Source organism: Prochlorococcus marinus str. MIT 9107, assembly GCF_000759855.1.
GTDB lineage: Bacteria > Cyanobacteriota > Cyanobacteriia > PCC-6307 > Cyanobiaceae > Prochlorococcus_A > Prochlorococcus_A marinus_N.
Window position 1 is genome coordinate 67,247 of the sequence record NZ_JNAI01000007.1, and the last position, 21,940, is coordinate 89,186.

General features: G+C 31.7%; 20 protein-coding genes and 1 tRNA gene. 12 read left to right on the forward strand and 9 right to left on the reverse strand.

Going from position 1 to position 21,940, the window contains the following annotated elements; all coding sequences use genetic code 11:
• Positions 1–6 precede the first annotated feature (6 nt).
• Both EU92_RS04365 and EU92_RS04360 read left to right on the forward strand, forming a co-directional pair.
• Entirely contained in the window at positions 7–1,098 is a 1,092-nt protein-coding gene (locus tag EU92_RS04365) for an iron-containing alcohol dehydrogenase (RefSeq protein WP_032514204.1), read from the forward strand.
• Between the two features lie 7 nt (positions 1,099–1,105).
• Positions 1,106–2,008, forward strand: coding sequence for an alpha/beta fold hydrolase (locus tag EU92_RS04360; RefSeq protein ID WP_032514243.1), 903 nt, complete (start codon positions 1,106–1,108; stop codon positions 2,006–2,008).
• A gap of 13 nt (positions 2,009–2,021) precedes the next feature.
• Here the strand turns inward: EU92_RS04360 and EU92_RS04355 are convergent, their stop codons facing one another.
• Positions 2,022–2,879, reverse strand: coding sequence for a phosphatidate cytidylyltransferase (locus EU92_RS04355; protein WP_032514203.1), 858 nt, complete (start codon positions 2,877–2,879; stop codon positions 2,022–2,024).
• Between the two features lie 9 nt (positions 2,880–2,888).
• A complete protein-coding gene (locus EU92_RS04350) occupies positions 2,889–4,286 on the reverse strand; it encodes an aminotransferase class I/II-fold pyridoxal phosphate-dependent enzyme (protein ID WP_032514202.1) in 1,398 nt (465 codons plus the stop codon).
• Positions 4,287–4,350: 64 nt separating this feature from the next.
• On the opposite strand from EU92_RS04350, the gene EU92_RS04345 reads away from it, so the two are divergent.
• Both EU92_RS04345 and EU92_RS04340 read left to right on the forward strand, forming a co-directional pair.
• Complete coding sequence (locus EU92_RS04345) at positions 4,351–6,009, forward strand: ABC1 kinase family protein (RefSeq protein ID WP_032514201.1); 1,659 nt, start codon at positions 4,351–4,353, stop codon at positions 6,007–6,009.
• 114 nt (positions 6,010–6,123) lie between these two features.
• Complete coding sequence (locus tag EU92_RS04340; RefSeq protein WP_032514200.1) at positions 6,124–6,618, forward strand: helix-turn-helix domain-containing protein; 495 nt, start codon at positions 6,124–6,126, stop codon at positions 6,616–6,618.
• A gap of 14 nt (positions 6,619–6,632) precedes the next feature.
• Here EU92_RS04340 and malQ read toward each other — a convergent pair whose 3' ends face one another.
• A complete protein-coding gene (gene malQ / locus EU92_RS04335; protein WP_032514199.1) occupies positions 6,633–8,153 on the reverse strand; it encodes a 4-alpha-glucanotransferase in 1,521 nt (506 codons plus the stop codon).
• A gap of 254 nt (positions 8,154–8,407) precedes the next feature.
• Here malQ and EU92_RS04330 point away from each other — a divergent pair, with 254 nt between their 5' ends.
• A complete protein-coding gene (locus EU92_RS04330; protein ID WP_032514198.1) occupies positions 8,408–9,403 on the forward strand; it encodes a ribose-phosphate pyrophosphokinase in 996 nt (331 codons plus the stop codon).
• A gap of 9 nt (positions 9,404–9,412) precedes the next feature.
• On the opposite strand, the gene EU92_RS04325 is transcribed toward EU92_RS04330, so the two are convergent.
• Both EU92_RS04325 and EU92_RS04320 read right to left on the reverse strand, forming a co-directional pair.
• Positions 9,413–9,853, reverse strand: coding sequence for a hypothetical protein (locus EU92_RS04325; RefSeq protein WP_032514197.1), 441 nt, complete (start codon positions 9,851–9,853; stop codon positions 9,413–9,415).
• Positions 9,854–9,915: 62 nt separating this feature from the next.
• Positions 9,916–10,458: a hypothetical protein gene (locus EU92_RS04320; RefSeq protein WP_032514196.1), complete on the reverse strand. Its 543-nt coding sequence runs from the start codon at positions 10,456–10,458 to the stop codon at positions 9,916–9,918.
• Between the two features lie 106 nt (positions 10,459–10,564).
• Here EU92_RS04320 and EU92_RS04315 point away from each other — a divergent pair, with 106 nt between their 5' ends.
• Both EU92_RS04315 and EU92_RS04310 read left to right on the forward strand, forming a co-directional pair.
• The gene (locus EU92_RS04315; protein WP_032514195.1) at positions 10,565–11,683 is read left to right on the forward strand and encodes a histidine kinase; all 1,119 of its coding nucleotides are present in this window, start codon (positions 10,565–10,567) and stop codon (positions 11,681–11,683) included.
• A gap of 41 nt (positions 11,684–11,724) precedes the next feature.
• Positions 11,725–11,797, forward strand: a tRNA-Glu gene (locus EU92_RS04310).
• A 16-nt stretch (positions 11,798–11,813) separates the two neighbouring features.
• Here EU92_RS04310 and EU92_RS04305 read toward each other — a convergent pair.
• Entirely contained in the window at positions 11,814–12,350 is a 537-nt protein-coding gene (locus tag EU92_RS04305; protein ID WP_032514194.1) for an SRPBCC family protein, read from the reverse strand.
• A gap of 182 nt (positions 12,351–12,532) precedes the next feature.
• Between EU92_RS04305 and EU92_RS04300 the strand changes: the two genes are divergently transcribed.
• From EU92_RS04300 to EU92_RS04285, 4 genes are all read left to right on the forward strand, one after another.
• Positions 12,533–13,729: an FAD-binding oxidoreductase gene (locus EU92_RS04300; RefSeq protein ID WP_032514193.1), complete on the forward strand. Its 1,197-nt coding sequence runs from the start codon at positions 12,533–12,535 to the stop codon at positions 13,727–13,729.
• A 111-nt stretch (positions 13,730–13,840) separates the two neighbouring features.
• Entirely contained in the window at positions 13,841–15,364 is a 1,524-nt protein-coding gene (gene zwf, locus EU92_RS04295; RefSeq protein ID WP_032514192.1) for a glucose-6-phosphate dehydrogenase, read from the forward strand.
• 2 nt (positions 15,365–15,366) lie between these two features.
• A complete protein-coding gene (locus EU92_RS04290) occupies positions 15,367–16,671 on the forward strand; it encodes a glucose-6-phosphate dehydrogenase assembly protein OpcA (protein ID WP_032514191.1) in 1,305 nt (434 codons plus the stop codon).
• A complete protein-coding gene (locus tag EU92_RS04285) occupies positions 16,672–18,063 on the forward strand; it encodes a cobyrinate a,c-diamide synthase (RefSeq protein WP_032514190.1) in 1,392 nt (463 codons plus the stop codon).
• On the opposite strand, the gene EU92_RS04280 is transcribed toward EU92_RS04285, so the two are convergent.
• Genes EU92_RS04280 through folD form a run of 3 tightly spaced genes read right to left on the reverse strand, consistent with a single transcriptional unit; the run spans position 18,060 to position 20,388 of the window.
• Positions 18,060–18,539 (reverse strand): divergent PAP2 family protein, encoded by a 480-nt coding sequence (locus tag EU92_RS04280; RefSeq protein WP_032514189.1) that lies wholly within the window; start codon positions 18,537–18,539, stop codon positions 18,060–18,062. The genes EU92_RS04285 and EU92_RS04280 overlap by 4 nt on opposite strands.
• A 13-nt stretch (positions 18,540–18,552) precedes the next feature.
• Positions 18,553–19,455 carry a geranylgeranyl diphosphate synthase CrtE gene (gene crtE, locus EU92_RS04275; RefSeq protein WP_032514188.1) on the reverse strand — a complete coding sequence of 301 codons (903 nt, stop codon included), beginning with the start codon at positions 19,453–19,455 and terminating at the stop codon, positions 18,553–18,555.
• A 36-nt stretch (positions 19,456–19,491) separates the two neighbouring features.
• Positions 19,492–20,388, reverse strand: a complete 897-nt coding sequence (gene folD / locus EU92_RS04270; protein WP_032523562.1) for a bifunctional methylenetetrahydrofolate dehydrogenase/methenyltetrahydrofolate cyclohydrolase FolD — start codon at positions 20,386–20,388, stop codon at positions 19,492–19,494.
• A gap of 74 nt (positions 20,389–20,462) precedes the next feature.
• On the opposite strand from folD, the gene EU92_RS04265 reads away from it, so the two are divergent.
• Positions 20,463–21,935: an HDIG domain-containing metalloprotein gene (locus tag EU92_RS04265; protein ID WP_032514186.1), complete on the forward strand. Its 1,473-nt coding sequence runs from the start codon at positions 20,463–20,465 to the stop codon at positions 21,933–21,935.
• Positions 21,936–21,940: the final 5 nt, after the last annotated feature.

Genomic DNA, 21,940 nt, shown 5'->3' on the forward strand with positions numbered 1-21,940 from the left:
GTAAATATGCAGTCAATCTCTCCAGAAAATATTTTTAGGGGGAGTGATGCTTGGAAAAAAGCTTTACCTCAAATTATTAAATTAACTAAAAATCCATTAATTTTAGGTAGAAGCGTACATACGCAAATTATCAGAGATAAGATTTTTAGAGACTTAAAAAATCTTATCCCTGGTGTCAGTTCAGCTATTTTACAATTTGATTGTTGTTACGAAGATATTTCATTAGTTAAGAAAATCATTTTAAACAATAATCATGATTCTGTTATCGCAGCTGGAGGTGGCAAGGTTCTAGATTCTGGGAAATACATAGCAGATTCTCTAAATATCCCTTGTATTACAGTGCCTCTTAGTGCCTCTACATGTGCAGGTTGGACGGCTTTATCCAATATTTATACAAAAAATGGCCAATTCATAGAGGATGTTTCATTAAGATCTTGTCCAAAAATCCTAGTCTACGATCATAAATTTATTCAAACAGCTCCATTAAGAACACTCGCAAGTGGAATAGCAGATGCTTTGGCAAAATGGTATGAATCTTCAATAACAAGTTCAACTATAAATGATGGTCTTGTTCAACAAGCTATTCAGATTTCAAGAGTTCTAAGAGATCAATTACTAATAGATGGAGAAAAAGCCTTTAAGAGCCAGTTTGAAAATAATTCTTCTTGGAGGAATACTATAGAAGCATGTGGACTTACAGCAGGATTAGTTGGAGGTATCGGAGGAGAAAAGTGTAGGACAGCAGCAGCACATGCTATCCATAATGCAATTACTCAGATTGTTACCCCAAATAAGTTCTTACATGGCGAGATTGTTGGAGTTGGATTGTTATTGCAATTAAGACTTGAAGAAATGAAAAATAATAATAAATTAGCTGAGCAGTCTATTAAACAATTGTTGGAACTCATGAAAGAATTGAATTTGCCTACTACTATTTCAGAATTAGGAATTAATGTTTTTGAAAATAAAAATTTAGAAAAAATTGCTGATTTTACTTGTAGAGATAAATCTGAAATTCACTTTTTACCTTTTGAAATTAGTAAACAAGATATAATTGAAGTTATTTCAAATTTTGAACAACAAAAAATTAAAATATAATTATATTTTGACTAACAAATCCCATTTCGAACAATTTAGAGATTTAAATGTTGAATTTTTTGAGAGAGCCAAATTATCTCTATTAGATCCATTGGGGCTTTATTTAGCAAATGATGTTAAGTGGATCAAACTCAATGAGAAATGGAAATCTTTGGAATTTCCTGTAGTTATCGGAGGAAAAGGTCAACCTATACTTCTCCTTCATGGTTTTGACAGCAGTTTTTTAGAGTTTAGGAGAATATATCAATCATTAAAAATAAATTTCCAAGTTATAGTTCCTGATTTGTTTGGTTTTGGTTTTAGTCCAAGGTGCGCAACAAATGAATACAATCCATCTAAAATAATTTCATATTTAATTGATCTCCTTAAGGCCTTAAAAATAACAAAGAATCTTAAAATTATTGGTGCCTCTATGGGAGGTTCAGTAGCTTTAAAACTTGCTTTTGAAATCCCAAATTCAATAGATAAAATTATTCTTTTATCTCCCGCCGGATTGTTCGGAGAACCTAAGAGTATCCCTTTTCCTCTTAACCAAATTGGTGCCTCATTTCTTGGATTACCGCAGGTAAGAAAAAGTCTTTGCAGGCAAGCATTTGCTTTTCCAGACGAATGCGTGGGTAAAATGGAAGAGCAAATTGCTTCAATTCATTTAGGTTGTAAAGGATGGAGGAACTCACTTGCATCATTTGCAAAAAGTGGAGGATTTGCTGGGACACATAAATACATCCAAAATATCCCAATTAAAACAGTATGTGGAGAAAATGATCGTATTCTGGGAAAAAAAGAGATTAAAAATATAAAAAAAATTGATAAATTAAATTTTGTAGGGTTGAAAAATTGTGGTCATCTTCCTCATATGGATTTACCATTATTATCTAGTAAAATTATCCAAGATTATTTTTTGGAATAAAAAAATTTCATAATTAATTTAGATACTTTAGAATTATAAAAATGTAATACAAAACAGATGGAGTAAAAATGTAGCTGTCAATTCTGTCAAGAATACCTCCATGTCCGGGTAAAAAAGTTCCGGAATCTTTTATTTTTGCATCTCTCTTCATCATTGATTCAATTAAATCTCCAACTAATGCCATAAGAGAAATTAAAATTCCATATAAAATTCCAACTAATAATGGATTTTCCCAATTCAGTGAAAATGTGAAAAATATTGCTAATAAAATTGAACAGGATATTCCTCCAATTAAACCTTCTATTGTTTTACTAGGAGAGATTGGAGAAAGAGATTTTTTACCAAATGACTTTCCTATGAAATAAGAACCAATATCACTAGCTACAATTAAAAAACAGGAAGTTAAAGTTAAATGAAGACCCGATGTATTTGATAAGTTTTCAAACGAAATCAAACCCTGATTTGAACTTATTATCACTGACTCTAATCCCCTTAATTTAATCCAGTAACTTGGCAAAAAACCTAAATAGAATAATCCAAAAATAGAAGCAGCAATATCTGAAATTGTTCCAGGTTTTGGTTGTAACAGTAACCAAGTGCATATTCCAACTGAACAGATAGGCAAAATTGAATTTGATATCTCTCCTTCCAGTAACCCTATGGTCTCAAGATAAGTAGTAATTATAATAACGAATGATGAAAACAATGTGGTTTTTGTGGCTGGTTTTATTCCTTTAAATTCTGCCATTCTAAAAAATTCTAATGATGCTAAATAAGTAAGCAATGCTATTGCTAATGTAAAAAACCACCCCCCTAACAAAACAACAATTAAACCAAATATTCCTATAAGTAATCCGCTTCTAAATCTCATATTAAATTTCTATGGTTTTATGACTCTTATATTAAAATTTACCAGATCTTTGTTGCACAAACTTTGATTATTTATCCAATTAAACCTATCTATGTCAATTTTTTCTCCAGGGACTAGTAGAGGTATTCCAGGAGGATAAGGGCAAATAATATCTCCTGATATTTTATTTAATGATTGAGAGAAAGAAATAATCTGAGTCTCACTTCTCCAAGCAATTCCAATTTCAATCTCGGTTGTTTGAACTAGTTTAAAGGGCGATTGGAGTACTTCTAAACTTTTTAAATTTTTAGAATTTAATAGTAATTTGTTCCACAACTTTTCAAACAAATTAGGAAAATCTTTCTGATTCGCAAACCCTAAGCAAAAAGTTAGAGTCCCCATTTCTGGTAATTCAGCAATAAGACCATTTTTATAAAAAAAATTGTCAGCAGTAAAACCATCAATTCCAACCTTAGAGGTGTTTAATACTATTTTAAAAGGGTCTTGGGTTTCTATCAGAGGAATATTCTTTTGGATTAATTTTTTGTAGATACTTTTTGCCTCTAAAATTCTTTTTTGATATTTTGATAAACTTTTTTTATTTAACCAGTCTTTAATAGACTCTTCACAAGAAGAAAGTAATAGGGAACTTGGACTAGTAGTTTGCAACAAATTAATACTATTGATTAAATTATGCTCATTTACGAGATTCCCTTTGTACCATAATGCGGCTGTTTGAGATAAACCATTTAGCGACTTATGCAATGAGTGTACGACTAAGTCAGCGTTTGATACTAAAGCGGATTTTGGTAAGTTAAGGTTTTCACAAAAAAGAAAATAAGAACCATGAGCTTCATCAACTAAAACGGGTAAATTTTTTTGATGACAAAGATCTATTAAGGGCTCTAAATCTCCTGCATAACCTTGATAAGAGGGACTTACAAGAATTACCCCTACAATCTTTTTTTCATTAAAATTTATCTTTTTAAATACATTTTCCAACCATATTTTTGTTATTGGTTTGTAATGACCAGTTTCTGATGAAGAATCAAGGTCAAAGAATATTGGATGTATATTCTGCATTGCACAGATTTTTATAACACTTATATGAACATTTCTTGGCATAAGAATAGTTTCGCCAGGTTTTGCCATTGCAATTACCGCTGATTGTATTAATCCTGAGGCTCCATTAACTCCAAAAAAACATCCTTTCGCCCCAAATTTCTCAGAGAATTCTCTTTGAGTTTTGGCAATTAATCCGCTTTTGGATAGGGGTGAGCCTATCTCTGGTAGTTCAGGTAAGTCCCAATAGCCCGGTTGTTTTTTTAATAATTGCACTAATTTCTTGGGTAAAGCTGCCCCTCTGTTATGAGCGGGAAAGAAAAGTGACTTTAAAAACTTTTTAGTTAGAAAAGATGAAATGCTCATAAAGTATTATTGGCATATATAGAATGGACTAATAAGAATCCTTCTTTGATATTTTTTAACTTAAATGACAAGGTATTACTCTCAATACTCAGCAAAAGGTGACTTAATTTGGTTGATTTTGAGACCATGGATTTTCATCCCGAGAGTTTTATATATCCTTTTAACTTTTGTTTTTCTTTTTTTAAGAATACTTTTTCAAGGTAACAGTAAAAATAAAAATGTACAAAAAAATCTCTCAAAATATCTTTTTGATGTAATAACAGATTTAGGACCTTGTTTTATAAAATTAGGACAGGCACTTTCAACTAGACCGGATCTTGTTAGACAAGATTGGCTTACAGAACTTACCAATTTACAGGATAATCTCCCAGCTTTTGATCACAAAATTGCTTTAAAAATTATTGAAGACGAACTTGGTGCGCCACCTAATGAATTATTTGATGAGTTTCCTGAAAGTCCTATTGCTTCGGCAAGCTTAGGACAAGTCTATAAAGCAAAAACAAAAATCAATACTTATGTAGCTGTAAAAGTACAAAGGCCAAATTTATACTTTCTTATAAGAAGAGATGTTGTGATTTTAAGGTTTTTAGCAACTTTTTTATCTCCAACCCTACCATTAAATATTGGTGTTGGGATTGGAGAAATAATCGATGAATTTGGGAAAGCGCTTTTTGATGAAATTGATTATGAAAAAGAGGGTGAAAATGCTTTGAAGTTCTCAAATTTATTCAAAGATAACCCAAATGTTTTTATCCCTAAATTGGAAAAAAAGTATTCATCAAAGAAAATTATTACAACCTCTTGGATTGATGGAGTCAAATTAAGAGATAGGGCTTTATTGGAGGAAAATAACTTGGTACCTGCCTCTTTTATAAAAACTTGTGTAATCAGTGGTCTGCAGCAATTATTTGAATATGGATATTTTCATGCTGACCCACACCCTGGAAATATGTTTGCTCTCAAAGGGGGAAATGCAGATAATGGAAATTTAGCTTATGTAGATTTCGGAATGATGGATACAATTACAAATTCAGATAGACTCACTCTTATTAAAGCCATTGTTCACATAATAAATGATGAATATTATCTTCTTGCAAAAGATTTTCAGAAATTAGGTTTCTTAACCAAAGAACAAAATCTTCATAAACTTGTTGAACCATTAAAAGATGTTTTAGGAGGATCTCTAAGCGCTGAGGTTGGCAATTTTAATCTTAAAAATGTAACGGATAAATTCTCAAAACTAATGTACTCTTATCCATTTAGAGTACCTAGTAGGTTTGCTTTGATAATAAGAGCAGTTGTTAGTCAAGAAGGCTTGGCACTTAGATTAGATCCTGAATTTAAAATTTTAAAAATCGCATATCCTTATATAGCTAAGAAACTACTTACTGATAATTCTGATGAGATTTTAGAAATTCTATTAGAAGTCGTTTTTGATAAAAAAGGTAGAATACAAATAGAAAAAGTTGAAAGTTTACTAAATATTTTATTTAAAGATTCTGAAAATATCAATTCAGATCTAATACCAGTTGCTAATGCTGGATTGAAATTATTTGTTAGTAAAAAAGGATCCGAAGTTAGGAAAAATCTTCTTTTAAGCCTTATTAAAGATGACAAATTAGAATTTACTGATGCTAAAAAACTCTTAGGTTTAATTAGAGATACTTTTAGCCCTTTAAATATTGCAAAAAGTGCAGTTCAGAATATTATTTCTACAGTATAGTTTTATCTTTATATCTAATAAATTTACTTATGAATTTTTATTTATTAAAATTTAATAAATTACTTATTTATAAAAATTGAGTAGTCAACGAATTAACTAATTTGGAAATATAGGATGAATATTTTGAAAAATCTTTTTTTATTTAATAAAAAATATGAAATGAATATAGGCACTAATTATGAAGTAGTCGATAAGTATATAGAAATCGCAAAGTTAGTAAAAGAGGCAAGAATCCATAAGAATCTAACAATAACAGAATTGTCACAGATATCAAAAATTCCTGAACGAACAATATTTTCTATTGAAAATAATAATAAAAATATTAGACCTAAGTATCCCTTTATAAGATCTATATTAATTAAATTAGAGGAATGCTTAGTTTTTAAAAAAAATACACTATTAGATTTAGCAATTAGAGAAAGAGAAACTTTTAAGAAAGAAAAAAAGGATTTTCTCTTAAGCAAATTTGATCTTATAAATACTTGGCAAGGAACACTTTTGTATTTTTTTATATTAGTTCTAACTGTGTTTATATTAAAAAGATACTTTATTTTGAATGTAAATGTTATTGAGATTCAAAATATTGAAAATAAAATCATTGATAAATAATCTTCAACAAGACCCTATTTTCTTGTTCTCCCATAATCATTTCCTAGCTTACTAAATGTTCTAAGATCGTTTTCTATTTCTTCTAAAGTTCGATTTAATTTCCATCTCCAGTTGTTTTTTGTAGTGCCTGGTATATTGAATCTACTTGAATCATCTAGAGATAATATATCTTGTATTGGAGTGATAAAGAGATTGGCATTTGTTTTCATACCTATTTCTATTAAACTCAGTGAAGGATTTTCTGAAAAATTGTACTCATCTTTAATTCGTTTTTTGTTTAAATCATCTAAACTTTCCCACCATGAGATAGAAGTAGAGTTGTCATGAGTTCCTGTATAAACAACCCAATTTTCTCCTTTAATATTCTTAGGCAAATATGGGTTATCTTCTTTCCCATCAAAAGCGAATTGTAATATTTTCATCCCTGGCAATTCAAAATTTTTCCTTAATTTTTCTACATCAGACGTTATTACTCCAAGATCCTCCGCGATTATTGGTAGATAGTCAGATCCTAAATCATTTTTTAGTTTATTTAAAAGTGTTCTTCCTGGAGAATTTATCCATTTGCCGCAAATTGCTGTTTTAGAATAGCCATTAACTCTCCAGTAACCTGCTAACCCTCTGAAATGGTCTAATCTCAACAAGTCCACAAGTTCAAACTGCCTTTTAAATCTTTTTCTCCACCAATCGAAATTAGTGCGCTTATGTCTTGACCAAAAGTAAGTAGGGGAACCCCATAATTGTCCTGTTGATGAAAAATAATCTGGTGGAACACCACTTTGAAAGATTAAATCTCCATTTTTAAAAATTGAAAATAATGATTTATTACTCCATACATCGGCGCTGTCTCTAGAGACATAAAAGGGCAAATCTCCAATTAACTTAATACCATATATTTTCGCAAAGTTTTTAATAGTTCTCCATTGCTCATCTAAATGCCACTGTATTAATTTTTCAATAAGGATCTTTTCACTTTTTTTATTAATCCATGATTTTAAGAACTTATTATTTTTCATTTTAAATTCTTGAGGCCATTGCCACCAAGGCAACATATTAAATTCCTCCTTGATAGCAATAAATGTTGCATAATCTTCAACCCATGAATTCTCACTATTCCATTTATGAAAATCAAGTTTTCTCTCTTGAGATTGGGAACTCCAACCTTGCAAAAGGAGGCGACCTAATTTTTTTTTTAAATCATCTGCTTCCTCAAAATTAAAATAATTCTTATTGTTATTTGTAGGTCCTAATTCTTCTTTATTAGAAATAAAGATAAAACCTCTCTCTATTAAAAAATCTATATCAAGAAACCATGGGTTCAGTGCAAAACTAGATGGTGAACTATATGGCGATCCTTTAGAGTCAGTTGGTGTGAGAGGTAAAAATTGCCAGTATTCGATCCCATGCTTGTGAAGCTTTTTTATCCACTCTTTAGCTCCTCTACCAAAAGTTCCACATAATCTTCCTCCTGGTATACATGTAGGATGCATAAGTATGCCTAATGATTTTTTTGTAAGAACTGTTTGAATAGTCATTTTTTAATTATATTTTGAATCTTTACAACTAAATTGTTATTAATCCTTTAATTTCAACGATATACAAATTTTTTTTAATTGACAAATAATTATTTAAGTTTTATTTGGCTGATTTATAAATGAACTCTGATTTTAATCGACTTTATTTTACATTTTGCTTAAAAGATATGACTTTTGAAAAGATCTAGTCATTATCTTTTGCGAAATTCCAATAAACGACTACGATAAGAATATAGTTTTATATTGCTAATTTCGTGACAAGTTTTATCACGGCAGTGCAGAATAATGAATCTAATTTTAATCTAACTAATAGTAGATTAAGGCTAGTAAGTGGAACGACAAATCCTAAATTAGCTGAAGAAATTGCATCATACTTAGGGATTGAAAATGTACCTTTAATATCTAAAAGATTTGCTGATGGAGAACTTTATGTTCAGATTCAGCAATCTATTAGAGGTTGCGATGTTTTCCTGATTCAACCTACATGCGCTCCTGTAAACGATAGTTTAATGGAACTTATGATAATGGTTGACGCTTGTAAGAGGGCATCTGCGAGACAAATTACGGCTGTAATTCCTTATTTTGGATATGCAAGGGCAGATAGAAAGACTTCAGGAAGAGAGTCTATAACTGCGAAACTCACTGCTAATTTACTAGAGAAATCAGGAGTCGATAGAGTTCTTGCTATGGATTTACATTCTGCTCAAATACAAGGTTATTTTGATATACCATGTGATCATATTTACGGTTCGCCCGTATTAATTGATTATTTAGAATCTTTAAATTTAGATGAAGTTGTAGTTGTCTCGCCTGATGTAGGCGGGGTGGCTAGAGCAAGAGCATTTGCAAAATTAATGAAAGATGCTCCGTTAGCAATAATTGATAAAAGAAGATCAGCTCATAATATAGCTGAAAGTCTAACGGTTATTGGTGAAGTTAAAGGTAAAACGGCTATTCTTATAGACGATATGATTGACACGGGGGGGACAATCTGTTCGGGAGCTCATTTATTAAAAAAAGAAGGAGCTAATAGAATATTTGCATGTGCTTCACACGCTGTATTTTCTCCTCCTTCTTATGAAAGATTAAGTACAAAAGATTTATTTGAACAAGTTATTGTGACCAACAGCATACCAGTTCTTGTTAAAGATAATTTCACACAGTTAAAAGTTCTTTCTGTAGCAAATATGCTTGGTGAAGCTATTTGGAGAATTCATGAAGAAAGTTCTGTTAGTTCAATGTTTAGGTAATAAATAAAATTATTTTTTGCTTTCCTTTATAAATTGTTTTAACCTTTTTTCATAATCATTTTTTATATTCTTTGGAACACTTTCAGGACAAATATTGAGTGCACTACCAATAATCTGAAATGTACCTGCGTTATATAATCTTTTTTCATCTAGTTTTTTATTTCCTAATTCTTCAATAGCCCCACCATGCTTGCCAATTATTACATTTGCAAAAGTAGCGCTGGCAACGCCAAGACTTTTTTTGAAATCTATTTCAGCTTTTGAAGCTATACAAAGATAAGATGCCCCCATTTGCCTGTATAAGAAAAGATCTTTTTCTGAGGCAGCAATTAAATTTTTTTCGGCTTTAATTTGTTTATTAATTGTATTAATCTCAAAAAGTGTAATGGGTACAATAAGACTAATACCTAACAATTTGAGAAACCTTTTTGAATGAAAATTAATATCCATTAACTAATAATATTTACTACAAGATAACATTTTTACTTTTAATATTAATTGATAAAAAGTACTTACTTAATAATTTTTATTTCGTGATGATTCTCTACTATTTTTAGTTTATTTTTGTTCCATGAATATATAACCCTGAATCTATAATTATCCGAATCTACTAGTCTTGTATGTTCAATAATATACCAATCTTGATAAGAAGATTCAAAAATCATTTCGTGTTCATCGACTTGCTTAATATTTGAAATGCCACCATCATTACTTAAATAAAATTTGCCCCTAATAAGTTGGTGTCCCTTTAAGAATGCATGCATTTCGCCTTGTTCTTTATATTGGGGATTCTCTTCAAAAAAATTATATTTCCTTTCTGGATACCAGGTGAATTTATAGTGCGACTCCCATTCAGATTTATTTTTAAGAGCTTGTATATTTAAATTCATGCATAAATTATAAGTTTTTTGTCCTTCATCAAGAAAATATGATCTATTAGATTTCCAAATACCAATATTTCTTGAAAACCACCTTTTTAAATTACTATTTAAACTAATTTCTGGAGAATTATTTTCACCAAAATCTAGATTTTTCTTATGATTAATAACAACCATATATAAATATGACTCATCTATTTCATAGCTTATCTGTAGAATAAATATAAATATCTTAATGTGTTTATAAGGATTAACAGCTTTTCAACACTTCAGGGAAAATCATTTGAATGATAAAAAAGAGCTAAAATTAATACTTGTAGCAGCTAGGACTCAACTTTCTAGTAATGATATTAAGTCTCTGATAGCTTATTTAGAATCAGATGATTGTGAATTTGAGATATCTCTTCAGATTTCTGAGCCCACAGAACAGCCAGAATTACTTGAACTACATAGACTAGTGGCTATACCCGCTCTTATTAAGATTTCCCCAGCTCCAAAGCAAATATTTGCTGGAAGTAATATTTTCTCTCAGTTGCAGAAATGGCTGCCAAGGTGGACGCAGGAAGGCTTAACAAAAAATCTAGGGATTAATTTGCAACCATCCAAAATTGATTCAATAAGAACTCAAAAAGAATTTCTTCTAGAAGACGAACTTCTTGTTTTAAGACAAGAAAATGAGACATTAACAAAAAGAATAGAATCTCAAGAAAGGTTATTAAGAATGGTCGCACATGAATTAAGAACTCCATTAACTGCCGCCACTTTGGCTGTCCAAAGTCAAAAACTTGGACAAATAGATATTTCAAAATTTCAAGAGGTAATTAAAAGGCGCCTAGAAGAAATTGAACTCTTATCTCAGGATCTTTTAGAGGTTGGAACAACAAAATGGGAAGCGTTATTTAATCCTCAGAAAATTGACTTAGGTAATATTAGTGCTGAAGCCATACTCGAATTAGAAAAACTATGGAGATTAAGGAATATTGAAATTGATACTGATATCCCATCAGATTTGCCAAGTGTATTTGCAGATCAAAGAAGAATGCGGCAAGTATTCCTAAATTTAATTGAGAATGCTATTAAATTTTCTAAAGACGCTGGATCTATAAAAATTACAATGATCCATAAGACAAATCAATGGGTAGAAATAACAATTTGTGACAAAGGTGCAGGAATTCCTTTGAGTGAACAAAAAAGAATATTTTTGGATAGAGTTAGGCTCCCACAGACTTCTGAAGGAACTTCAGGATTTGGAATTGGGTTGTCTGTATGCAGGAGAATAGTACAAGTTCATGGAGGAAGAATATGGGTTGTATCTGAAATTGGTGTCGGTTCTTGCTTCCATTTCACCGTTCCTGTATGGCAAGGACAAAACAAAGAGCAACAATACTTGACGAAAGGCTAGCCTTACTCTTAATTTTTAATAAGCTGTTATGCTTATTACCTGGCCCCATCGTCTAGAGGCCTAGGACACCTCCCTTTCACGGAGGCGACAGGGGTTCGAATCCCCTTGGGGCTATTATTTACAATTTAAATTAATTTCTTGATAATTTTGCTTGCCTATCAACCGCAATCAAATTTTCTGAAAGATCTTTTTTTAATCTCTTTTCAATCATCCCTATTGGCATCCACTGACAACCTTGAACAGTTAGATCGTAAATTAATGAATTATTTGAAGTATTTTTAATATTTTGAATTTTCCAACTACCTTCAAATTTTCTGAAATCTCCCTTAATTAAATTGAATTTTAAAAGACCAAGCTCCTTATCTTCAAATAAGTCGATAGTTACTTCAGCTGAAAATTTCATGCCTAGGAAATCTTGAGCACCGACTTGTTTTAGGTGGACATTGTTATTCTTATGAAATATTTTTTTGCTTGACAATAAATTCGGTATGTAAAGATTTAGTCGATCATAATCTGTTAAAACATTCCATAAAGAATCTAAACTTGCAGAAGTTGTAAGTTGAGCAGCAAGTCTCCTTGTCCCGCCAGAAAGCTTTTCCATCGTTTGCTCAATTGTCCTGTAATCATTGTTTTTAGAATGATTTACTGATTCTTGAGGATTAATCATAAATCAATTTTTTAATTAGATAAAAAATTATTTCTGTGTAACTATACTGATAAAAACAACAAATACTGAAAAATAAAAATAATTTTATTTATTTATTCCGATCTCAAAACGTAACCATTTTTGTAAAATCACAACAAATTAAACTACAAATTGATAATCTCATATATAAAGAAGCTTACAAAATGGTTTACTCTCAAGCAAAAGTTATCGCTGGTGGATTAGCTCATATCCCAATTTTGATCGGTATTTTTTACTTCATCATGACTTTTTTTAACAAAAGAGCCATAGAATATGCTGAGGCAAATAAACCAAAGAAGGTTGAGAAGAAAGTTGAAAACCCCGAAATAAAAGCGAAAAGCGCAGCGCCAACAAAAATTGAAGCAAAAGTTGTGGTTCAAAAAAAAGTTTCAGATAGTTCCGAAATAAAAACAGAACCTCTCAACAACAAGGAAATTAATAATATTGAGAAAAAATCTATGAAGAAAAAACACGCTGATGTTCCAGTTAATATCTATAGACCAAAGACACCCTATGAAGGAACTGTAATAGAAAATTACAGTCTTCTAAAAGAGGGAGCTATAGGTAGAGTAAATCATATTACTTTTGATTTAAAAGATAGTGATCCTTTTTTAAATTATGTTGAGGGTCAAAGTATAGGTATTATGCCTGCGGGTGAAGATGCTAACGGTAAACCTCATAAGTTAAGACTTTATTCAATTGCAAGTACTAGGCATGGAGATAATTTCGAGGGCAATACTGTTTCATTATGTGTAAGGCAGCTGCAATACGAAAAGGATGGAGAGACTATAGATGGAGTTTGCTCTACTTATCTATGCGATATTAAACCAGGAGATAAGGTTAAAATCACCGGTCCTGTTGGTAAAGAAATGCTTTTACCAGAAGAAGAAGACGCGAATATTGTTATGTTAGCTACTGGAACTGGAATAGCCCCTATGAGAGCTTATTTAAGGAGAATGTTTGAAGCAACTGAAAAGGAAAAAAATAGCTGGAATTTTAAAGGTAAAGCTTGGTTATTTATGGGCGCCCCAAAATCAGCTAATTTATTATACGAAGAAGATCTTCAAAGGTATCTAACTGATTATCCAGAAAATTTTAAATATACAAAAGCTATTAGTCGTGAGCAACAAAATACTAAAGGTGGAAGAATGTATATTCAAGACAGAGTTTTAGAATCAGCAAATGAGCTCTTCAATATGATTGAAGATGAGAAGACACACATATATCTTTGCGGATTGAAGGGTATGGAGCCTGGAATAGATGAAGCTATGACTAAGGCGGCAGAAGAAAAAGGATTGAACTGGTCAGAATTAAGGCCAAAATTAAAAAAAGCAGGAAGATGGCACGTAGAAACTTACTAACCATCTAAGATTGGAATTAAGGTTTAATCTTCGAGATACTTTTTGGTTTAGACACAATATGTAGCTATTCTTAGAAAAAAGGAGGATTTTAAAAATAAGAATATTAAAAATATGCCTTCAACTTTAAGTAATCCTCTTAGATTAGGTTTACGGCAGGAAAGAGTCATATCTCCACAATGTTTAGTAATCTTTGGTGCTAGTGGAGACCTTACTCATAGAAAATTAATACCAGCCTTATTTGAACTCTATTTGCAAAGAAGAATTCCTAGTGAATTTGGAATAGTTGGTTGCGCAAGAAGACCTTGGACTGATAGTGAATTTAGAGAAAAGATGAAAGTAAAGCTCTCCAATCAAATATCTGGGAAAGAAAAGGACTGGGAACAATTCTCAAATTATCTTTTCTATGTACCAGTTGACTTACAACAAAGTGATCATGTCGTAAGGCTTTCTAAAATATTAAATCAAATTGATAAAACACAAGCTACTCATGGAAATAGAACATTTTATTTATCGGTATCACCGAATTTCTATGCAAGTGGATGTAAAGCTCTTAAAGCAGCTGGCCTTTTAGATGACCCTAAGAAAAGTCGTTTAGTAATTGAAAAACCTTTTGGAAGAGATTATTCAAGTGCAAAAAAATTGAACAAGATTGTTCAAAGTTGTGCTGAAGAGAGTCAAATTTATAGGATTGATCATTATTTAGGTAAAGAGACAGTTCAAAATATTCTTGTTTTGAGGTTTGCTAACACTATTTTTGAACCAATTTGGAACAGGAATTACATCTCAAGTGTTCAAATTACTTCATCTGAAACAGTAGGTGTTGAAGATAGAGCAGGTTATTACGAAAGCTCGGGTGCTTTAAGAGATATGCTTCAAAATCATATGACTCAAATGCTTGCTGTTACTGCTATGGAACCGCCTGGGAAATTCGAACCAGAAGCTATAAGAAATGAAAAAGCTAAGGTTCTTCAAGCTTCAAAACTTGCCGACGAAAATGAACCATGGAATTGTTGCATAAGAGGTCAATATGGAGAGGGAGGAAATGTTTCAAATCGACTCAAAGGATATAGGCAGGAAGATGGTGTGCATTGTAATAGCACTACAGAAACTTATATAGCAACAAAAGTTTTCATTGATAACTGGCGTTGGCAAGGGGTACCTTTTTATTTGAGAACAGGGAAAAGACTACCCAAAAGACTTGGAGAAATAGTCTTAACTTTTAAAGACGTTCCGGTTCATTTATTTGAATCAACAATAATAAATCCTGCACCAAATCAACTTGTTCTAAGAATTCAGCCAAATGAAGGAGCTACTTTTAAATTCGAGGTGAAGTCGCCTGGTTCTGGAATGAAATCCAGACCTGTTGAGATGGAGTTTTCTTATGATGAATCATTTGGAGAACCCTCAGATGAAGGGTATGTAAGATTATTAGCTGATGCAATGCTTTCTGATCCAACTTTATTCACAAGAAGTGATGAAGTAGAGGCTGCGTGGAAACTTTATACTCCATTAATAGAATTGATGGATAATTCTCCTTGGAAGTTACCTATTTATAACTATGAATCTATGACCTGGGGCCCTCCTGAGTCTGATCAATTACTTTCTAAAGATAATATTTTCTGGCGCAGACCTTAAAAATGAAACCTCAATTAACACTCCAAACCCCTTTAGAGCTTCCTTATCAAGAAATTTCTAATTACCTCAATAAGTTATGGATTTCAGAAGATAACGATAACACAGGAGCTAATACTTTTACATTAATGGTCTGGCAGCCTGCCTGGTTAGAACAATGTTTAGTTCGAAAAGGATTAGTAAATGGACCAATTACTGGAAATTTAAGTCCAGAAATAATTGAAGTAGCCAAAAAATTTATACTAGAGGAAGGACTACCTATCACTACATCTCTTAACAGTGAAGAATTATTGAAATTATTGAAGGAAAATTTGTCTAATATAGACTTTGAAGACTTTAGGGGTCAATTTTTTGAATCATCAATAAGTACATTAAATCCAAGGAGACTAATAACTTTAGCTCCAACTTTAAATAAAAATTCAGATATCAAAACTTTTGTATCCGCATACTGTCCATTAAGTGATACTCAAGCTATGCAACCTATATGTGGGGATTTAGTTGTTATTAGGGGGGACTCTGACTCAATAGCCCATAAAGGATTAAAAATAATTGATGAATTATCTATTGATGAATTACCTTCTTGGTTGTGGTGGAATGGTAGCTTAGATGAATCACCTGAAATTTTCGAATACTTTACTAATTATGGCCTAAGGTTAATAATTGATACTGCTCTTGGATCTCCTAAAAGATGTTTAAAAGTTTTAGATAAGTTAAAGAAATCAAATAAAGCTATTAATGATCTAAATTGGGTTAGGCTGAAAAATTGGAGGGAATCATTGGCGATGATTTTTGATCCGCCATCGAGGAGACCAATTTTAGATCATATTACTGATATTGATATTGATATCGCAGGAGATCATATGATTCAAGCTTTGTTTTTGATCTCTTGGATTAGCGATAAACTTGGTTGGTCTTTTCTAAGAGTTGAAAGGGAAAAAGAATCAACACAAATAGAATTTGAAAGAATTAATGGTGAAAAAATTTCTACATCTATTAATCCTTTGCCTTTGGGGAATCCAAGTATTCATTTAGGACAGGTTATTGGACTGAGGTTGGTTTCAAAAATTAGTGATGTACAAAAAAATAACACTTGTGTAATACTTGGATGTGAGTCAGTGGAATGCATGAGACTCGAAGCAGGGGGAATGGCTAATATGGAATTAATAGAACAAGTTGTTCCAAATTCTTTTTCTTCATCGGAGTTTGATGTTAGTAAATTATTAGGGAGTAGTAGAGGGAATACAAGTCCTCTTTTTGAAAATGCTATTAAAATAGCTCTTCAAATATTTAATGATTTTAAAAACCAATAAATGCCTTGCGTAATATCTTCTCCTTCAACAGATAGTGGGAAAACTACCTTATCGCTTTTGATATCTTGTTGGGCTTTTTCAAAAGGTATAAAGATTCAAACTTTTAAGGTTGGCCCAGATTATCTTGATCAACAACAACTGAGTTGCATTGGTCAACCTATTTGTAGGAATTTAGATATTTTTTTAAGTGGTGATGAATGGGTTCAAGAAAGTTTTTTAAAACATTCTTTGAAATATGAATTCACATTAATTGAAGGAGCAATGGGTCTTTTTGATGGATTAGGTTCGACAACTAGTTCAAGCACAGCAAATGTTGCTAAACTTCTCAATACCCCAGTAATTTTCATTGTTAATGCTAGAGGACAAGTAGCTTCTCTTTTGGCGACTTTTAGAGGTTTCAGAGATTTTGATAGTGAGTTGTCGATAGCAGGAATCATATTTAATAACGTTAATTCAGATAGACATAGAAAATTAATCGAAGATGTTTTTAAAAATGAAGATATCGAAATCCTTGGTTTTTTACCCTCTGATTCAAGAATATCTTTAAAAAAAGCTAATTTAGGTTTGATCTCTCCATTGGATAATGGTAAAGAGATTGATGTTGATTATTTTGCAAATTTTGCCGAAAGAAATCTTGATGTATTTTCTCTAAGTAAATTCCTGAGATCTCCTCAAAAGAAAATATATAATTCTCTTAGTTTTGAAGATTTTAAAATTGACAAAAGAAAACCTATCGCAATTGCAGAAGATAAAATCTTTCATTTTCAATACCCGGAAACTAAGGAGTTTTTGAGTGAAATTGGAATACCTTTAATTTCATGGAGTATTTACGATGATGAAGAAATTCCTAATGAGGCTTCTTCTTTAATCATTCCTGGGGGATTTCCTGAGAAATATGCTGATCAAATCAGTAACTCTAGAAAAAGTTTAAATTCATTAAGGAAATTCCGCAAAAATGGATTTATATATGCAGAGTGCGGAGGGATGATGATTTTAGGAGATTTCATAAAAGATGAAAATGGTAATAATCATAAAATGAGTGGTATCTTACCTTTTATTTCAAAAAAAGGTAATCTATCGGTAGGTTATAGATACATTGAGGGTTTAAAAGACACTCCGATCATTAAACAAAATCAATTAATTAGAGGACACGAATTTCATTATTGGGAAATTGAAAATAATTTATCTGAATTTGATTTAAAAAAAAACGAGCATCAGAAAAAACTCTCTTCCCCATGGAAAATTAAATCTTGGGAAACTGAATACAAAAATGAAGGCGTTTTTGATAATAAATTGCATGCAAGTTGGGTTCACTTACATTTGCCAAGTACTCCAGAAGTTGCAAAAAACTTCATAGATGCTACCCAAGTTGGTTATTCAAAGGATTCTTAATTTATTATCGAATTAAATATCTTGAGAGGGGAACCTAAAAAAAACATTCCAGGTAAAGTAATTAATGGTCCTAAAAAACTTCCCACCAAAACCTCAATTTTTGTATGGCCTAGGGTTTCTTTTAAAAGTAATTCAACTTGAGGGTCTAGTTTCTTTGATAGTTTGTTGATTTCTGCCGCTTGAATTCCTGCTGATTTTCTAACACCACTAGCGTCATACATAACTATGAGTGCGATAGCAACTGCCAATGCGAATATTGAGCTATCAAATCCTAATTCATAACCTATACCAGATGAAGCACCAGTTATTAAGGCGGAATGACTTGAAGGCATACCACCTGTCTCGAACATAATTCCAAATCTTATCTCTCCAGTTGAAAAGAAATTGAATACGATTTTTAAAAATTGAACTAGTAAACATGATAATAAACTCCAGAAAAGAACTGAATTATTAAAAAAGGCAAAAGACTCAGACATAAATTAAAACTATTTATCGGTCTCTATTTGTAATAAAGTCAGCTAAGCATATTAAATACTTTGCATCTGAACCCCAAGGTTCAATTGCCTTTTTTGCTTTTTCAACTAAATCAAATGCTCTTTTCTTTGACTCCTCCATTCCAAGTAATTTCGGGTATGTAGTTTTGTCAGCCAAAAGATCTTTACCGGCAGTTTTACCAAGCTTTTCACTGCTTGAAGTTAAATCAAGGATATCATCTATAATTTGGAAGGCTAATCCTATCCCCTCTGCATATGTTGTCAGAGCTTGTAATAGTTTTTTGTTAGCCCCTGCTATCATAGCGCCTGTTCTTACGCAAGCTTTTAATAAAGCTCCAGTCTTGTGAAGATGAATATACTCTAAGGTTTCAAGATCAACTTCTTTACCTTCGCATTCTAAATCAACAACTTGTCCTCCCACTAAACCTGGCGCTCCCGCGACCAAGGAAAGTTCACCGATTACATTTAATAATCTAGTTGGATCAACTCCGGGACTTCTTAAAGAGACCATTTCAAAGGCTCTAGTTAATAAAGCATCGCCTGCGAGAATAGCAATTGCATCACCATAAACTTTATGGTTTGTTGGCCTACCTCTCCTTAAGTCATCATTGTCCATAGAGGGCAAATCATCATGAATCAAGGACATTGTATGAATCATTTCTATCGCTACCGCCGTAGGAACCGCTAGAGAAGGTTCTCCTCCTGCCATTGAACAAGAGGCTAAACATAAAATTGGACGTATCCTTTTCCCTCCAGCTAAAAGAGAATATCTCATAGACTCTCTAAGTATTTCTGGATTTTCGGGGCCTAGGGAGAAATCAAGTGCTTCTTCTACAACTTTTTTTGCGTTTTTAAGATATTTTTCAAAATCTGAAATGTGATTTATAACTTCAGTCATTTTATACCTTTAAAAATAATTTTTTTCATCTTAGATTTATGGCAAAAGGTCATTTAGGGTTGATGATAATCCAAATTGTTTTTGCCAGCTAAAAATAGTATTTACAAGTAACATTGTTACGGTCATTGGTCCAACACCTCCTGGAACAGGTGTGTAAGCAAATACTTTAGGAATTACATCTTCTAATAATACATCGCCACATAATCTGGTTTTATTTATTTCAGAACTTTTTAATCTATGTATTCCGACATCAATAATAACTGCACCATCTTTTACAAAACTCGAATCTACAAGATTAGGTTTCCCTGCAGCAGCAATTAGGATGTCAGCTTCCCTACAGACTTTATTTAAATTTAATGTTTTCGAATGAGTCATTGTTACCGTCCCATTAAGGTTTAACAACATAAGCGATAAGGGTTTCCCAACTAGTAAACTTCTTCCTATAACAACAATTTTCTTGCCTGCAATTGTAATATTTTGGGATTTTAATAAATTAATGATTCCTGAAGGTGTACATGATCTCATGGCAGACTCATTTTTCACTAATTTGCCGATGTTTATCTCATTTAATCCATCTACATCTTTGCTTGGATTGATACTACTTATCAGTCTTTGCTCATCAAACTTTTTCGGGATGGGAAGTTGTAGCAATATTCCATCGATATCTTTGTTAAAGTTTAGTTTGTTTATTAATTGTTCAACTTCTTTTTGTTCTACATTATCTCTTAGATGAAAGATAAAGCTCTTTATCCCAACCCTTAAACATGCTTTTTCTTTATTATTAACATAAACACCACTAGCGGGATCTTCGCCTATTCTTATTAAAGCCAAACCAGGAGCTCTTTTTGCAATTTTTTTATTACTAGAAATATAATTATTTAATCTATGCTCAATCTTAAGAGATAATTTTTTACCATCTAATTTTAATGACATTTAGAAAAACATCTCCTTTTTACACCTAGCATGCCTATAATTTTAAATTAATCAAATAGATTTAATTATATTCTGTGCAAAACATTACAACTACTTTAAAAAAATTGTTTTATCTGTGGAGGAGAAGTCAAGTTCCATTTAAAAGACCAATTAGAATTTCAAAAATTGATAATCTCATAATTTTTCTAATATGCATTTTAATTTCAATAATTTCTTCTTATCAAGAACTTCTTATTTCGCCTTTAAATATCTCAGATATTTTTTCTTGGCTTTTGAACTTTACTGAGGCACTTATTAGTTGCGGTATTTTGATATTAGTTTCAAAAAAAGAGAATCCTATAATCTCTTCAAGACATATTATATTAATCATAACTCTTCTTTTTGCAGCACAGGCTTTGAAATTAGCCTTAGCTTCAACAATAAGTCCATTATCAATTATCATCCCTCCTGCTTTAATAATATCTCAAGGGATGGGAAGTATAACCGCTTTAGCTTGGGTATCAATAGCAAGCCTTCGTTGGCCTGATCCATCAATTACTATCAATAATAATTTATTTTTTATTGCATTAGTTTGCGCTTTAGTAGTATCTATACTTGGAGGAAGAATAAGAAGTAGAGCTCAGTTACTTCAACTATCAATCTTTGTCCCCATTGGAGCATTGTTAAGTCAATGGATATTGATAGGTAAAGATAAAATATCTCTAATTGATAAGCAAGAATTGGTTTTTGCTAACGACAGAATATTTTCAGATTCCTTATTATTGGCAATAGTAATGCTTTTTACCATTTTATTTATTCCTATTTTTGAATCGATATTTGGACTATTAACTAAAGCAAGATTACTTGAATTGGCTGATAAAGAGAAACCTCTCATTAGAAGATTGTCTCTTGAAGCTCCAGGTACTTTTGAACATACCTTATTAATATGTGGTTTAGCAGAAGAAGCAACAAGAATGATTGGTGGTGATATTGATCTAATTAAAACTGGAGGGTTATATCATGATGTGGGTAAATTACATGCCCCTAATTGGTTTATTGAAAATCAGGATGGTTCAAAAAATCCACATGACGAAATAGATGATCCTATTAGAAGTGCAAAGGTTTTACAGGCACATGTTGATGAAGGATTAAAATATGCAAGAAAAAATAGACTACCTAAATTGATAGCAAATTTTATACCAGAACATCAAGGCACTCTAAAAATGGGATATTTTCTTCACAAGGCTAAAGAAAAAAATATAAAGATTAATGAAAATGATTTTAGATACAATGGACCTATCCCTCAGTCAAAAGAAACAGCTATTTTAATGCTTGCTGATGGATGTGAAGCAGCACTTAGAGCTATGAATATTAACGCATCTGATAATGAAGCTTTGGAAACAATATCTAATATCATCTACTCACGTCAAAAAGATGGCCAATTAAATGATAGTAATTTATCGAAGGGAGAGATTTTTTTAATTAAAAGGGCATTCTTGAGTGTATGGAAAAGAATTAGGCATAGAAGAATTCAGTATCCAACAAGCAAGAATAATACTTTTTCTTAATTTTC